Source organism: Aerococcus sp. UMB1112A (assembly GCF_030230715.1).
Classification (GTDB): Bacteria; Bacillota; Bacilli; order Lactobacillales; family Aerococcaceae; genus Aerococcus.
The window spans coordinates 1-15,838 of record NZ_JASPDS010000007.1 but is presented as its reverse complement, the minus strand read 5'-3'; the positions used below and the strand labels follow the sequence as shown (position 1 = coordinate 15,838).

Genomic DNA, 15,838 nt, shown 5'->3' with positions numbered 1-15,838 from the left:
ATGGCTGAATATATTGTAGGAATAGACTTGGGAGGCACTTCTGCTAAACTGGCTTTATTTGACCGCCAGCTTGACGAAGTGGGGCGCTGGCAAGTCGCGACAAATGCTAAAAATGGCGGGCAAGCCATTATCCCTGACTTAATTGCCTCTATCCAAAGCGAACTTCAGGAACACAAGTTAGCCTCGAGTGATTTGATTGGGATTGGCATGGGGACCCCTGGCAGCATTGACCGCCAAGCCGGTAGTGTACAAGGGGCCTTTAACCTGGGCTGGGCCAAAGCCCAAGACATCAGGGGGGCCTTCCAGGAGGTCTTTCCTGGGGTGAAAGTGGCCTTGGAAAATGATGCTAACGTGGCAGCCCTCGGGGAGCATGCCAAGGGAGCTGGTAAAGACTACCGTCACCTCTTACTAGTCACCTTGGGTACGGGCATTGGTGGAGGCCTAATTGTTAACGACCAATTACTGGTTGGCGCGGGTAACGCCGGGGAAATCGGACACATCCAGGCTAATCCGGAAGGCTTTCTCTGCACCTGTGGCAACCGGGGTTGTATTGAAACCATTGCTTCAGCAACCGGCTTCCGTCAAACAGCTTTGGCCCGTGCCAAACAAGAGGAAAGCCCTGAAAGTTCCTTCAAGAGCTTTGTCCAAGCCCATCCTGACCGAATTGATGCCGAGTTAATTTTTGAAAAAGCTAGGGCTAAGGATGCTTTTGCTCAGGCAGTTGTGGAAGAATGTCTCACTTATTTAGGGCGCTGCCTCAGTCAAATCGCTAACTCCGTCCATCCTCAATGTATTCTCTTAGGTGGCGGGGTGGCCCAAGCCGGAAATTATTTAATCCAGGGACTGAAACCGGCCTTTGAAGCTGGTCTCTACCCAGGTATTAAGGGAAGCGTTGAGATTAAGATTGCCAGCCTGGGCAATGATGCGGGAATGATCGGAGCAGCTTCCCTTATCCAAAATGATCTAAAGGAGTAAGATACTATGAGTCAAAATATTATTTTATACATTTTATTAGCCATTATCCTAGGCTACGGGATCTACCTTGCCTACCAGTGGTGGCAGCGAAAACAGGTAGCAACTACCCTATCCCAGGAAGATTTTGAAGCCGGCATGCGCCAGGCCCAAGTGGTGGATGTGCGTGAAGCTAATGAGTTTCGATCGGCCCATATTACTGGGGCACGGAATGTCCCTTATTCCAGTCTCCAACAAGGGGTTCCAGGATTCAACAAGAGCCAACCTATTTATCTTTATGATGATGGGGTAGCCTTAGCCGGCCGAGCTGCAGCTAAGTTTTATAAGGCCGGTTTTACTGATCTCTATATCCTCCAAGGGGGCTTCAGAGAATGGGACGGGCGGATTAAACGCCGTGATGCATAGTGGGAGAAGCGACCTTCTTTAAAGATCCTAATCTGACGACGATTGACATAGCACAAGACCTCCTCGGTTGCCTATTGGTTAGCGACCTAGCAGAGGGCCGGACTGCGGGTTGGATCGTGGAAACGGAGGCCTATTTGGGTCATAACGACCGAGCAGCCCATGTTTATGGAGGTAAGCGGACAGCGCGCACGGAAGCCTTCTACCACGAGGCTGGCATTTTCTATATTTATAATATCCACGGTCAATTATGTCTAAATATGATCACCCAATCTCCAAGCATTCCACAAGGAGTCTTAATCCGTGCTCTGGAGCCAGCACAAGGGCTTGACCTTATGACCGAGCGCCGTCAGAAAACAGGCCTTGAATTAGCTAATGGCCCGGGGAAGCTTTGCCAAGCGCTTGCAGTTGACAAAGAACGAGACTATGGCACATCAGTAGAAGAGCGTCCTCTCTATATAGACCTCGATCAGCGGCGCTATCCTCGGCGAATCGCCTCATCAGCTCGTATTGGGATTCCTAATAAAGGGGACTGGACAGATAAGCACTTACGCTTTTATGTCGAGGGACATCCTGCTGTCTCTAAAATGCCCAAGCGCCAGTCCAACTTGGCCCAGGCCTGGAAAGAAGAATTGCCAAATAACTAAAAAACTGTTACAATTTAGCATAGTGATATGAAAAAAGTAATGCGCAAGAGGCCTTAAAATCATCTGTCCTAAGCGAGTGGGGCTTGGTGGAAACCCATGGCAGATTTTTAGGGTGTAGCTTGCAAACTGACATATTTGTCCGGTTTAAGGCCGTTATCTTCGAGTCAAAAAAATAGGTGGCACCGTGTAAACTTACACCCTATCCCTTTCGGAGGATGGGGTGTTTTTCTTTATGAAGGGACACCTGCCTGTCGGAGAACTTGTCAAGTAAGAAAGGAAGTCTGTCATGCAAGAAATTGATATGCCAACAAAGTACCAGCCCAATGAAGTTGAGGCTGGCCGTTATGACCAATGGCTGGATACCAAGGTTTTTGAGCCCAATGCCAATCCTGATGTAGAGCCTTATTCGATTGTGATTCCACCACCCAATGTGACGGGTAAACTCCACCTGGGCCATGCTTGGGATGTGACCCTCCAAGATATGATTATCCGCCAGAAACGGATGCAAGGCTATGACACCTTGTGGCTACCTGGGATGGACCATGCCGGGATTGCTACCCAGGCTAAGGTCGAACAAAAATTGCGCGAGGAAGAAAATGTCTCTCGCTATGACCTAGGTCGGGAAGCCTTCATCGATAAGACCTGGGAGTGGAAGGAAGAATATGCTGAAACCATCCGTAAGCAATGGGCCAAAATGGGGATTTCAGTTGATTATGACCGCGAACGCTTTACCTTAGATGACGGTTTATCTGAGGCAGTTCGTAAGGTATTCGTGACCCTCTATGAGAAGGGACTGATCTACCGCGGCGAATATATTATCAACTGGGACCCGATCTTCCAGACGGCTCTGTCCGATATCGAAGTGGTCTATAAGGATGATGCGGGGGCCTTTTACCACCTGGAATATCCCCTGGCTGATGGCTCTGGCAGCCTCCGCCTAGCAACTACCCGGCCCGAAACCATGCTTGGGGATACGGCTGTAGCTGTCCACCCTGACGATGAACGTTACCAAGACTATATCGGGAAGACGGTCATTTTACCCTTAGTCGGTCGGGAAATTCCTGTGATCGCAGATAGCTATGTAGACCGCGAATTTGGGACCGGGGTGGTTAAGATTACACCAGCCCATGATCCGAATGACTTCGCAGTCGGCAACCGCCACCAGCTGGAGCGGATTAATGTGATGAATGCCGATGGTAGCATGAACGAAAAGGCCGGCAAGTACCAGGGCATGACCCGGGAAGAGTGTCGCAAGGCCATTGTTGAGGACCTTAAGGCGGATGGCAGCTTGGTTGAAATTGAAGAAATGGTCCACAGTGTGGGGCACTCCGAACGGTCAGATGCCGTTGTTGAACCACGCTTATCGACCCAATGGTTTGTGAAGATGGCGCCGCTGGCTGAGAAAGCCTTGGCCAACCAAAAAACGGAAGACCGCGTAGATTTCTATCCTCCACGTTTTGAACAAACCTTTATTTCTTGGATGGAGAATGTCCATGATTGGGTAATCTCACGTCAACTCTGGTGGGGCCACCAAATTCCAGCCTGGTACCACAATGAAACAGGGGAAATCTATGTCGGCATGGAAGCTCCTGCTGACGAAGAAAACTGGACCCAGGATGAAGATGTCCTCGATACCTGGTTCTCCAGTGCGCTCTGGCCATTCTCTACTATGGGCTGGCCGGATGAAGATGCAGCGGACTACCAACGCTACTTCCCAACCAACACCCTGGTAACAGGCTATGACATTATCTTCTTCTGGGTCAGCCGGATGATCTTCCAATCCCTGGAATTTACTGGTCGCCGTCCCTTCCAAAATGTCTTGATCCATGGCTTGATCCGCGATTCAGAAGGCCGCAAGATGTCTAAGTCTCTGGGTAATGGGGTTGACCCAATGGATGTGGTGGACCAATACGGAGCAGATGCCCTTCGCTGGTTCCTAGCAACTGGGTCGACACCTGGTCAGGACATCCGTTACTATCCAGAAAAACTAGAGGCTGCCTGGAACTTCATTAATAAGATTTGGAATGCCAGCCGCTATGCCTTGATGAACCTGGACGGGCTCAGCTATGATGAGATCGATCTGAGCCAGGTGACGAACATCGTCGACAAATGGATCCTGACCCGCTTAAATGAAACCATTGAAAAAGTCACCCGCAACTTCGATAACTTTGAGTTCGGAGAAGCTGGACGCTCACTCTACCACTTCATCTGGGATGACTTCTGTGACTGGTATATTGAAATGAGTAAGGAAGTCTTGAACGGCGATGACCAAGCCGCTAAGTTAACGACCCGGTCAGTTCTTGCCTATACCCTTGACCAAATCCTGCGCTTGCTCCATCCGATCATGCCTTTTGTTACGGAAGAAATTTGGCAAAATGTGCCCCATGAAGGTAGTAGCATCGTGACTGCGGCCTATCCCGAAGTTCAAGCGGATCAGATCGATAAAGAAGCAGCCAAGCAAATGGAGGCTCTAATCAGCCTCATCCGTGCGGTCCGTAATGCACGGAATGAGAATAATGTGGCACCTTCTAAGGCGATCGATATCCAAATTAAGGCGGATAGTCCGGGCACTAAGGACACGTTAGAGGCTAATGGCGCCTATCTGGACCGCTTCCTGAACCCTGACCACCTTACCATTGCGACAGACCTAGAAGTTCCCGATAAGGCCATGACTCTCTTCTTTGATGCAGGGGAAGTCTACCTTCCTCTAGCTGGTTTCTTAAATCTCGACGAAGAAATTGCCCGTCTTGAAAAAGAAGCCGATAAATGGCGGGATGAAGTTGCCCGAGTTGAGAAGAAATTAGCCAACCAAGGCTTTGTTAATAATGCTCCTGAAGCCGTTGTCGCTAAGGAACGGGAAAAAGGTAGCCAATACCAAGAAAAACTTCAAGCTACCCTGGAACGTATCGAAGATTTAAAAGCTTAGTATAAATAAAGAAATTAGGAGGTTAGAACGAATGGTCTAACCTCTTTTTCTATGGCTAGGCCCTCCAGTCATTCAAGACTAAGCGCCAGCCCTCACGCACTTAGTCAGGTTTGGTTGCACAGAAGTGGCTCCTCTTCACAAAGATCCGTCGAAGTCTTTCAGACTTCTCTGGCTCTTTGCTCCAGAGGTCCACTTCTAACCGCGCACCCTCATACACTTTTTAGTCGGGTTCGAGGATGCAGAAAGGGCTCCTCTTCGTAAAAGACCGTCGAAGGCTTGCTGCCTTCTTTAGTCGTTTACTCCAGAGGTCCCTTTCTCCCGCATCCTCTCACACCCTTTTTTCAATTAGTGGGCTTTATGGTAATTAATTGACAAGCTAAAAAAGCTTAGTATAAAATAGAAGGGATCTTCTAATTCATTTAAGGAAATCCTATAGGGATAGCGCCAGGCCTAGGAATAGGTGACGAGGACTGAACTTATCGAATAATCGGCGGATGGTTCAGAGGCTGCATGGTCTATAGGCAGGCCCTCAAATACACAAGGGGCAGGCCAGATGCTGGAAGATCTAGTTATTCTAAACTTTAGGAGGAAATTTATATGTGTGGAATTACTGGATTTATTGGTCAGGGGGACGTCACAGAGGCCCTCTTAAACGGACTAGAACGTCTGGAGTACAGAGGTTATGATTCAGCAGGGATTTTTACTGTCAATTCTCAAGGTCAAGGTCGGCTTTTTAAGGCAGCTGGACCGATCCAAGCCTTGCGGGATAAGGTCGAAGCTGACCCGTCAGCAAGTGCTGGGATTGGGCATACCCGCTGGGCGACCCATGGTGTGGCTAGCGAGGCCAATGCCCATCCCCATCAATCTGCGGATGGCCGTTTTAGCCTCGTGCACAATGGAGTGATTGAGAATTACCAGGAAGTCAAAGAAAAATATCTAGCAGATTATCCCTTTAAGAGCCAAACGGATACGGAAGTGGTCGTTGCACTGATCGCTTACTTCGCCGAAAAAGATCAGCTGTCCGGTCAGGAAGCCTTCCTACGTGCCTTAAAAGAAGTTGAGGGCTCTTATGCCTTTGTGCTCTTGGATAAAACGAATCCTGATCATTTGTACGCGGCTAAGAACAAGAGTCCGCTCTTATTGGGGCTCGGTCAAGGCTTTAATTGCTTGGTTTCTGATGCTATGGCGGCCATTCAATTGACCGACCAATACCTAGAAATCCATGATGGAGAGGTCATTGACCTGGAAGCCGACGCCTACCATATCCAAGATGCAGCTGGTCAGCCGGTCCAACGGCAAGCTTACACTGCCCGTCTCAATGCGGATGATTTGGAGAAGGGAACCTATCCTTATTACATGCTCAAGGAGATCGATGAACAACCCGCAGTCCTACGCCGGATTGTCCAAGCCTACAGTGATGACCAGGGGAATTTAAGTGTAGATTCTGATATTCTGGCAAAGATCCAAGCTTCCGACCGCCTCTATATCATTGCGGCGGGGACTTCGATGCATGCTGGCTTAATGGGTAAGGCCTTGATTGAATCCTTGGCTAAGATTCCGGTTGAGGTTTGTATCGCCTCGGAATTTGCCTATGACCGCCCCTTATTGAGTGAGAAGCCTTACTTTATCTATATCTCTCAATCTGGGGAAACTGCTGACTCCCGGCAAGTTTTGGTTCAGACTAATGAAGAAGGCTATCCTTCTTTAACGATTACCAATACGCCAGGGTCTACCTTGTCGCGTGAAGCGGACGATACCCTCCTCCTCCATGCGGGACCAGAAATTGCGGTTGCTTCGACTAAGGCTTACACAGCACAAATTGCGGTATTGGCCATTCTTGCCGATGCCTTGGCCCAAGCAAAAGGCGAAAAGCTCGCCTTCGACATGAAGCAGGAATTGGGACGGGTGGCCCAGGCCATGGAAGCAGCTGTGAGTGAGAAAGACCGCTGCCATGACCTAGCCCGTCAGTATTTTGCCGACCAATCGACTGCCTTTTATATTGGGCGGTCATTGGACTATTATTCTAGCTTGGAAGCAGCCCTTAAATTAAAGGAAATTTCTTATATCCAAGCTGAGGGCTTTGCGGCTGGTGAATTGAAGCATGGGACCATTGCCTTAATTGAGGAAGGAACGCCGGTCATTGCGCTGATTAGCCAAGAGAAAACGGCTGCAATGGTGCGGAGTAATGTGGAGGAAGTCCGCTCGCGCGGGGCTCAAGTTATCCATATTGCCAGCGAAAATTGCCAAAAACCGGGGGACCAATTGCTGGTGATGCAGGTAGAAGAGTGTCTTTTGCCGTTGGTGAGCATTGTCTACGCTCAACTTCTCGCTTATTACGCCACCATTGAACGAGGCTATGATGTGGATAAACCAAGAAACTTAGCCAAATCCGTAACCGTTGAATAGACGAGGTAGCAATAAATTTAGAAAAAGGCCGCAGGAAAGGGCTTAGTACCTTCTCCTGCGGCCTTTTTGGGCATAAAAAAGGGCTCCTGAGAGCCCTTTTGAAGAATTATAATTTGTTGACATTAGCCGCTTGTGGGCCACGGTCGCTTTCTTCAATTTCAAATTCAACAGATTGACCTTCTTCAAGTGTTTTGAAGCCTTCATCGTTGATAGCTGAGAAGTGTACGAAGACATCGTCAGCACCTTCACGTTCGATGAAGCCAAAACCTTTTGCTGGGTTAAACCATTTAACTGTTCCTTGTTCCATAATATATAAAATCCTCCCTGTGCCTTGGCACAATAAAATATTTAGTGAAGCTTAAGAGGAAAAATTAGCCGTTTTAATGCTAGTTAAAACTTTTAAATTAAAATCCTAAAGGTCACTGACTAGTATTATATCAGTAGTTTATAAGTTGGGCAAATCATAAGACCCCAATTTAGATTTATTTTAAAAAATACCGAACTCGCGTAGGCTGACAAAGTCTTCACTCCCTACCACAATATGGTCGAGTAGGTCAATGCCTAGTAAGCTGCCGCAGTCTAGGAGCCGCTGGGTAAAGTCGATATCAGCCTGGGAAGGAGAGGGGTTGCCTGAAGGATGGTTATGGCCAACGATAATGCGAGCTGCGCAGCAGCGAACGGCTGCGTGGTAGATTTCTCGGGGGTGGGCCACGCTCATGTTTAAGGAGCCAATAAAGATGGTCTGCTGGCGGATTACTTCATGCTTAGTGTTTAGAAAGAGGACCAAGACATGTTCTTGTTTGTAGTGGCGCATCTCATTGAGCAACCAGTTGCCTGCCTCTTGGCTAGAACCAATCTGACCAAATTTTGGACACTGGGCTTGGTTGACCCGCTTGCCAAATTCAAGGGCAGCCAGAAGTTCGGCCGCCTTGGCTTGGCCAATGCCAGGAATCTTAGTGAGCTCTTCGATGGACGCATAACGCAGGTCATAGAGATTTTCGTAATACTTCAGGACGCGCACGGCTAAGTCTAAGACCGAGGCTTGGCGGCTTCCTGTTCTTAAGAGGATAGCCAACAATTCATAATCAGCAAGGCGTTCAGCTCCACCAGCAATCAGTCGTTCACGGGGCCGGGATTCTTTATCAAGGTCTTTGAATTGAAGAATGAGGGGTAAGTTATCTGTCATTTTTCTGCCTCCTTATAGATATATAAACCATCGATCCATTAATTCATCAAGTGAGATATCAAAAAGATAAAAACAAAAATCTCCCCAGCTATGGCTGAGGAGACCCAAAACTTTTTATTGATTAGCAGTTCTCTTTTTGAGAGCCTGTTTGTGGTCGTACTGGATAAGGAGGGCGAGAAGATAGGCGATGAGGATAAACCAAGCGCCTTGAGGAAGAAGAAAGCTAGCCAGGATCAAACTCGAGATGAGGCTAAGAATGCCCAAGAATCGATAGAAGCTCTTTTCACCAACAAAGATAGGATCTTGGACTTCCGAGCGCGTGAAGAGAGCAGCCAGGCCTAGAAAGAGGGCGAGGTAGAAAGCGGTGTATTGGTGGCTAACTAGCTGGCTATTCGTATAGAGAATAAGGTAAGTATAGATGATGAGGCTAGCAACATAGGCCAGGTGGGGCATTAACTTGACCAGTTTATGGCTGAGTAGGCTGGAGTGGACTAAAAGGTAGGAGAGGATGAGGAGGCGAGGAACCGGCCAACCAAATTCAAAATAGGCCAATATGAAGAGCAGCCAGACAAGAACTTCGGCAAGGATGAGCCCCTTGATGTTCTTGACTAGACTAAGTTCTTTACCGTCTGTAAAACAATAGAAAAGTTCGGTTAAGAGCCATTGGAAGGGCAAAATCAAGGCCCAGGCTTGCCAGCGCCACTGGTCCACTTGGAAGGCCAGGATTAGGGCTGATAGACTGGCTAAAACCAAGCTATAGACCTTAAAATTAGCTAGCTTTTTAATGATTGTCATGCGCATTTCCTCCTCTCTTTTCAATAATAATCAGCCGGGGTGGGAGATTGCGTTGGTTAATGAACTGAACTTGGCTAATATTGAAAGCCTCCTGAGGATACTGGCTCAGGTGTTGGCAGACCGTCTCATACTCTTCCATACCTCCTGGATGTCCTAGGTAGGCGGCGACAAGAATCTTAGCCCCTGCTTTAAGATACTGGCAACATTGATCCAAGGCTTGACAAGTTGATTGGCCCTGCGTGATAATGGCCTTGTCCGTACCGGGCAGGTAGCCTAGGTTAAAGCAAGCCAGATCGACAGCAAGGCCTTCTGGCAAATACTGGTCCAAGCAGGCATGGTCCGCTTGGATGAGAGTCACTTGCTGGTCCAATGCTTCTTTTTCTAAGCGTTCTTGGCTGCGTTGGATCGCCTCAGCTTGGATATCGAAGGCATAGACCTTACCCTCTTGGCCAACTAGACGAGCTAAAAAGGCAGTATCTTGGCCTGTTCCAGCAGTGCCATCGAGCGCTGTCATACCGGGACTTAGGCTCTCTTCTATGATGTGGTGGTAGATTTGGATAATATTATGCATGAATTGCAACCTCGATTCTAAATTGGAGTTCAAAGCTTAGGCTTATTATAGCATTTCCTCCTAGATTACAAAAAGGTTACAAATATTAAAAGTCCATACTTTTATTAAATCCACCCCATTTTAGCTAGATTTGAATTATAATAGAAACAAGTAAATTTAAACAGGAGGCTGACACGTTGAAATTGACATTAAATAAAGCTCAACTTTTGAAAACTGGTGCCTTAATCTGTGGGTCTGCAGCTGTTGTGGCAGCAGTCAGTGCCGACCTAACAGAAACCGTGTCTGCAGACCAAGTCGCAGTCACAGCCACTTCGACCAGAAGCAATCAATTCTTAAACAAAGTGATTCCCCATGCCACCGAACTTGCAGGTCAAAATGATCTCTATGCTTCTGTGATGATTGCTCAAGCCGTCCTTGAATCAGGCTGGGGATCAAGTAGTTTATCTCAAGCACCTTATAACAATCTCTTCGGTATCAAAGGAAACTACCAAGGCAATTCAGTCGTGATGAATACCCTTGAAGATAATGGCTCAGGTTCTTATTATGGGATCCGTGACGGCTTTAGAGCTTATCCATCTTATCGTGAGTCCTTAATTGACTATGTGGGTCTCTTGAAGAACGGCCCTTCTTTTAACTCTAATTTCTACAGTGGGGCATGGAAATCGAATACCAACTCCTATCGTGATGCGACAGCTTGGCTAACCGGCCGCTATGCGACGGATACCTCTTATGGTCCCAAGCTAAACAACTTGATCGAAACGTATGGCCTGACTGCCTATGACCAAGGAGGCAGTACAGCTTCCGTTAAGACCCAAGCCCGTCAAAACCTTAGTCAAAAGAAAAGTACTGGCAAGTCTTATACGGTTAAACCAGGGGATGGCCTTTATACAGTGGCGCGCAACTTAGGGACAACTGTTTCCGCCCTCAAGGCCCAATATGGTTTAACGTCAAACTTAATCCATCCAGGGCAAGTTTTCAGCGTGGGAGCCTCCACTAGCAATCAAAAGGCTCAGCCAGCTTCAAGTAGTCAAGCTACTAAGCAGACAAATACGCCATCTACTGGGAAATCTTACACTGTTAAGCCAGGCGACGGCCTTTATACAGTCGCTCAAAACTTGGGGACGACCGTTTCTGCCCTCAAGGCCCAATATGGTTTAACTTCAAACTTAATCCATCCAGGGCAAGTTTTCAGCGTGGGAGCCTCCACTAGCACTCAAAAGAATCAGCCAGCTTCAAGTAGTCAAGCTACTAAGCAGACAAATACGCCATCTGCTGGGAAATCTTACACTGTTAAGCCAGGCGACGGTCTTTATACAGTCGCTCAAAACTTAGGGACGACCGTTTCTGCTCTCAAGGCCCAATATGGTTTAACGTCAAACTTAATCCATCCAGGTCAAGTTTTCAGTGTAGGGTCTGCCAATACCGGCCAAGCGTCTAAGCCAGCGCCAAGTCAGCAAACGCCTAAGCAAGCAAGTAGCCAGTCGACTGGCAAGTCCTATACGGTTAAGCCAGGTGATGGCCTTTACACCGTTGCTCGTAATCTAGGAACGACTGTTTCAGCTCTTAAAGCGCAGTATGGCTTATCGTCTAACTTAATCCATCCAGGCCAAGTCTTCTCCACTTCTGGTGGTCAGACGACCGCTAAGCAAACGACACAATCACCAGCGACAAGCCGTCCTGTAGCACCATCTAGCCAAACGACACCGGCTGCTATCGGGCATAAGGTTCAGGCGGGTGATACCCTCTGGCGGATTGCTTCAGCTAATGGCATGACGGTCCAAGAATTGAAGGCATTGAATGGACTCACTGGGGCTAACATCTATGTCGGCCAAGAATTGAAATTGAGCCAATCGCCTGCTAAAGCTGCTCCTGCTTCTCAAGCAGTGACTAGCCAGGCAGCTCCAGCTCAAGCAAGTAGCCAAGCACAGACTCCAGCCCAAGCGTCAGTCAATGCGGCCAGCCCAAGCCAAACAAGTAGCAGTCCAGCCGCAGCTCAAAGCCAAGCCTACACTATCCAGGCGGGAGACAATCTCTACCGGATCTCAGTTAACCATGGGGTAGGGCTAAATGAGCTTTTAGCAGCTAATAATTTGAAACAAGATTCACTGATCCTGCCTGGTCAAAGCTTAACCATTCCTGGTAAATAGGCTGAGGCGAGAGAAGTTGTGATGCCAGGTCCTTAACTTGGGCTTGGCTTTTTTATGAGAAGAAACTTGGCCTTGGCATGGGAGACGATCCTGTGATACAATGAGTCCATATGATAAAAGGGTTAGAAGTAGTAGGCAATTTTGCCATGTCAAGAGAGTATGCGTTAGCTGGGAGCATATCATGGCATTTGTTGAACTCATCTAACAGACCTCCATAGCTAAGCGACTGGCGAAGCTATGGCGTTTCGTCCGCGTTAAGGCCATGAGAAGTTGTTTTATCTTAGGTGGTACCGCGTAAAAGACGCCCTAGCAAAATTTGCTAGGGCTTTTTGTATCGATATAGAAAAGGAGAAGAAGATGACATTTAATCATTTAGAAATTGAAAAGAAATGGCAAGACTATTGGGAAGAAGATGACAGTTTTAAGACTTTAGAGGACCATTCCTTGCCTAAATATTATGCCTTGGATATGTTCCCTTACCCATCTGGGGCTGGCCTCCATGTGGGTCACCCAGAAGGTTATACAGCCACAGATATTGTTTCACGGATGAAACGGGCCCAGGGCTATAATGTGCTCCATCCTATGGGCTGGGACGCTTTCGGTTTGCCAGCTGAACAATATGCCTTGGATACGGGGAATGATCCGGCCCAATTTACCGAACAAAATATTGAAACCTTTAAGAATCAAATTAAATCACTCGGCTTTAGTTATGACTGGAACCGTGAAGTGAACACGACGGACCCCAATTACTATAAGTGGACCCAGTGGATCTTTACTAAGCTCTATGAGAAGGGGCTGGCCTATGAAGATGAAATTATGGTCAACTGGTGCGAGGCCTTAGGGACTGTGCTCGCCAATGAAGAAGTCATCGACGGACTTTCCGAACGGGGGGGCCACCCAGTCGTGCGCCGTCCTATGAAACAATGGGTGCTACGGATTACGGCTTATGCGGACCGTTTATTAGAAGACTTAGATGACCTCGACTGGCCAGAAAGCATCAAGGAAATGCAGCGCAATTGGATTGGTCGGTCAGAAGGGGCCCAAGTCAACTTCCAAATTAAGAATAGTGATGAAAGTTTTGAAGCCTTTACTACTCGGCCAGATACCCTATATGGAGCAACTTTCTGTGTGCTCTCCCCTGAACATCCCTTAGTGAAGAAGATTACGACGGCTGACCAAGCCCAAGCAGTTGAAGCTTATGTGGAAGAAGCTTCTCACAAGGCGGACCTGGAACGGACTGACCTAGCTAAGGAAAAAACCGGCGTCTTTACGGGTGCTTATGCGATAAATCCTTTGAGTGGAGAAGAGGTTCCAGTTTGGATTGCGGACTATGTACTGATGTCTTACGGGACCGGTGCTATTATGGCTGTTCCTGCTCACGATAGCCGGGACTATGAATTTGCTAAGCAGTTCGATATTCCGATTAAAGCAGTCATTGAAGGCGGCAATATCGATGAAGAAGCTTATACCGGTGACGGTAAACATATCAATTCCGCTGAATTAGATGGTCTAGATAAGGAAGAAGCCATCCAGAAAGCCATTGAAGTCTTGGAAGAAAAAGGCGCGGGCGAAGCCAAGGTTTCTTACCGTCTACGCGACTGGGTCTTCTCACGCCAACGTTATTGGGGCGAACCCATCCCTGTTATCCACTGGGAAGATGGAACGACAACAGCAGTTAAGGAAGAAGACCTGCCTGTGCTCTTACCTAAGGGCGAAAATATTCGACCAAGTGGGACAGGTGAATCTCCTCTGGCTAACTTTGAAGATTGGCTCAATGTCACAGACCCAGAAACAGGGATGAAGGGCAAACGGGAAACCAATACTATGCCACAGTGGGCAGGGTCTTCTTGGTACTTCCTACGTTACTGTGATCCTCATAATGACCAAGCCGTGATTAGCGAAGAAGCAGCTGACTACTGGCTCAATGTGGACCTCTACATCGGTGGGGCAGAACATGCGGTTCTCCACTTGCTCTATGCCCGCTTCTGGTATAAATTCCTCTACGACTTAGGCATTGTCCCAACCAAGGAACCCTTCCAAAAACTCTTCAACCAAGGGATGATCCTGGGTGAAGGCCATGAAAAGATGTCTAAATCAAAAGGCAATGTGGTGAACCCTGACGATGTGGTGGAAGCTTATGGGGCAGATACCCTCCGCCTTTATGAAATGTTTATGGGCCCTCTAGATGCTTCTATCGCTTGGAGTGAAGAAGGCTTAGCAGGTTCCCGCAAGTTCTTAGACCGGGTATGGCGTTTAATGATCGACCAAGAAGGCGAGCTGCGCGACCGGATCACAACCATTAATACGGGCGAACTAGACAAGGTTTACCATCAAACCGTTAAGAAGGTCACAGAAGACTTTGAGAAATTGCACTTTAATACAGCAATTTCCCAATTAATGGTCTTCATTAACGAAGCCTACAAGGCAGAAGCCCTACCTTTTGAATACATGAAGGGCTTTGTTCAATTACTTGCACCAATTACCCCTCACTTGGGCGAAGAGCTCTGGGAACGTTTGACTGGCCAAGCTGGTATTTCTTATGTGCCATGGCCAGAATATGATGAAAGCCTCTTGGCAGACGACCAAATTGAAGTGGTTTATCAAGTCAATGGTAAGATCAAGGCCCATGATGAAGTGCCTGCAGACTTGCCGAAAGAAGAATTGGCTGAACGCGCTCAAGCTCACGAACTGATCCAAGCTGAGATCGCAGGGAAAACCATCCGCAAAGTGATCGCCGTACCAAATAAACTGGTTAATATTGTGGCCAACTAAGGGGAGATTGTGTGAAAAAGGTTTTAATTGTTCATGATATTTCCTGCTATGGTAAGTGTTCAACCACTGTTGCCTTGCCTATCCTTTCTAGTATGGAGTTGACTGGGACTATCCTTCCCACGGCCCTCTTGTCCACCCATACTGGACCTGGTTTTGAGAATTATACCTATCTCGACCTCAGCCAGGAAATGCCTAAAATTGTTAAAAATTGGCAGACTTACGGCCTTAAGTTCGATGCAGTCTATGTCGGTTACCTGGGAAATATCCAGCAGATCGATTTCTTACTAGAGACCCTTCCGGACCTGCTGACTGAAGGGGGGAAGTTCTACTTAGACCCAGTTATGGCCGATGATGGGGCTTTCTATCCTGGTTTTGACCAGGCTTATGCCGATAAGATGCGCAGCTTATGCGATATTGCTGATTTGATTATGCCCAACCAGACGGAGGCCAGCCTGATTTATGGCTTGCCTTATCAAGAAGGCTTAGTTGAAGATGAGCTCTTCCAGCAATTCGTCCATGCCTGCAACCAGGTTAAGAAGACTTCTTTGGTCTTAACGGGGGCAGGCTATGATGGGGAGGGGCAAACCGGTGCCCATTATTATGATGCCGATAAGGATGAAGAAGGGCTCAAACAGTCTGATTTTATTGGTCGCAAACTTCATGGCACAGGGGATATCTTTGGTAGTATCTTGGTGGGAGCTTTGGTCAATGGCTTTAGCTTGGCTGATGCTTCTGCTCTAGCAGTCAGGAAGGTTAGTCAGGCCTTGGCCCGTTCCATTGATGAACCTGATGTGGACCGGGAAGGTTTGGCCTTTGAGACCTTGCTCGGTGACCTGTCTGCCATGGTCCGCCAAGAAAAAAAAGCAAATGCATAACTTAAATGAGATGATGAGGCTGGGACAAAAGTTCCAACCTCTTTTTAAATAGCGAACGTTTCTCAAAAACCTGCTCCAAAAGTCAGGCCTGACATCCACTTCACGAACTATGAGAAATCGTTAGTAAACGTTTTCTCAT

At 47.7% G+C, this 15,838-nt stretch carries 12 protein-coding genes; 8 read left to right on the top strand and 4 right to left on the bottom strand.

All coding sequences use genetic code 11. The annotated features are described in order from the left end of the window. From QP860_RS05350 to glmS, 5 genes are all read left to right on the top strand, one after another. Complete coding sequence (locus tag QP860_RS05350) at positions 1-975, top strand: ROK family glucokinase (protein WP_284912307.1); 975 nt, start codon at positions 1-3, stop codon at positions 973-975. A 6-nt stretch (positions 976-981) separates the two neighbouring features. Beyond that, complete coding sequence (locus QP860_RS05345) at positions 982-1,377, top strand: rhodanese-like domain-containing protein (RefSeq protein WP_070616813.1); 396 nt, start codon at positions 982-984, stop codon at positions 1,375-1,377. Beyond that, positions 1,377-2,021 carry a DNA-3-methyladenine glycosylase gene (locus tag QP860_RS05340; RefSeq protein ID WP_070616815.1) on the top strand — a complete coding sequence of 215 codons (645 nt, stop codon included), beginning with the start codon at positions 1,377-1,379 and terminating at the stop codon, positions 2,019-2,021. The genes QP860_RS05345 and QP860_RS05340 overlap by 1 nt, the downstream gene beginning before the upstream one ends. 286 nt (positions 2,022-2,307) lie before the next feature. Further along, complete coding sequence (locus QP860_RS05335; protein WP_284912306.1) at positions 2,308-4,947, top strand: valine--tRNA ligase; 2,640 nt, start codon at positions 2,308-2,310, stop codon at positions 4,945-4,947. A gap of 597 nt (positions 4,948-5,544) precedes the next feature. Next, a complete protein-coding gene (gene glmS / locus QP860_RS05330; protein ID WP_284912305.1) occupies positions 5,545-7,353 on the top strand; it encodes a glutamine--fructose-6-phosphate transaminase (isomerizing) in 1,809 nt (602 codons plus the stop codon). A gap of 106 nt (positions 7,354-7,459) precedes the next feature. On the opposite strand, the gene QP860_RS05325 is transcribed toward glmS, so the two are convergent. The 4 genes from QP860_RS05325 to mnmM form a co-directional block, all read right to left on the bottom strand. Then, positions 7,460-7,660, bottom strand: a complete 201-nt coding sequence (locus QP860_RS05325) for a cold-shock protein (protein WP_067975685.1) — start codon at positions 7,658-7,660, stop codon at positions 7,460-7,462. 180 nt (positions 7,661-7,840) lie between these two features. Continuing rightward, positions 7,841-8,539, bottom strand: coding sequence for a RadC family protein (gene radC / locus QP860_RS05320; RefSeq protein WP_070616821.1), 699 nt, complete (start codon positions 8,537-8,539; stop codon positions 7,841-7,843). Between the two features lie 114 nt (positions 8,540-8,653). After that, on the bottom strand, positions 8,654-9,334 hold the full coding sequence (locus tag QP860_RS05315) for a hypothetical protein (RefSeq protein WP_070616822.1): 681 nt from the start codon (positions 9,332-9,334) through the stop codon (positions 8,654-8,656). Continuing rightward, the gene (gene mnmM / locus QP860_RS05310; RefSeq protein ID WP_070616825.1) at positions 9,321-9,905 is read right to left on the bottom strand and encodes a tRNA 5-(aminomethyl)-2-thiouridylate-methyltransferase MnmM; all 585 of its coding nucleotides are present in this window, start codon (positions 9,903-9,905) and stop codon (positions 9,321-9,323) included. The genes QP860_RS05315 and mnmM overlap by 14 nt, the downstream gene beginning before the upstream one ends. Positions 9,906-10,081: 176 nt before the next feature. On the opposite strand from mnmM, the gene QP860_RS05305 reads away from it, so the two are divergent. The 3 genes from QP860_RS05305 to QP860_RS05295 all read left to right on the top strand — a co-directional run bounded on the left by QP860_RS05305 (position 10,082) and on the right by QP860_RS05295 (position 15,699). Next, on the top strand, positions 10,082-12,052 hold the full coding sequence (locus QP860_RS05305) for a muramidase family protein (RefSeq protein ID WP_284878566.1): 1,971 nt from the start codon (positions 10,082-10,084) through the stop codon (positions 12,050-12,052). A gap of 357 nt (positions 12,053-12,409) precedes the next feature. Beyond that, positions 12,410-14,824: a leucine--tRNA ligase gene (gene leuS, locus QP860_RS05300; RefSeq protein ID WP_070616829.1), complete on the top strand. Its 2,415-nt coding sequence runs from the start codon at positions 12,410-12,412 to the stop codon at positions 14,822-14,824. Between the two features lie 11 nt (positions 14,825-14,835). Continuing rightward, complete coding sequence (locus QP860_RS05295; RefSeq protein ID WP_070616830.1) at positions 14,836-15,699, top strand: pyridoxamine kinase; 864 nt, start codon at positions 14,836-14,838, stop codon at positions 15,697-15,699. Positions 15,700-15,838: the final 139 nt, after the last annotated feature.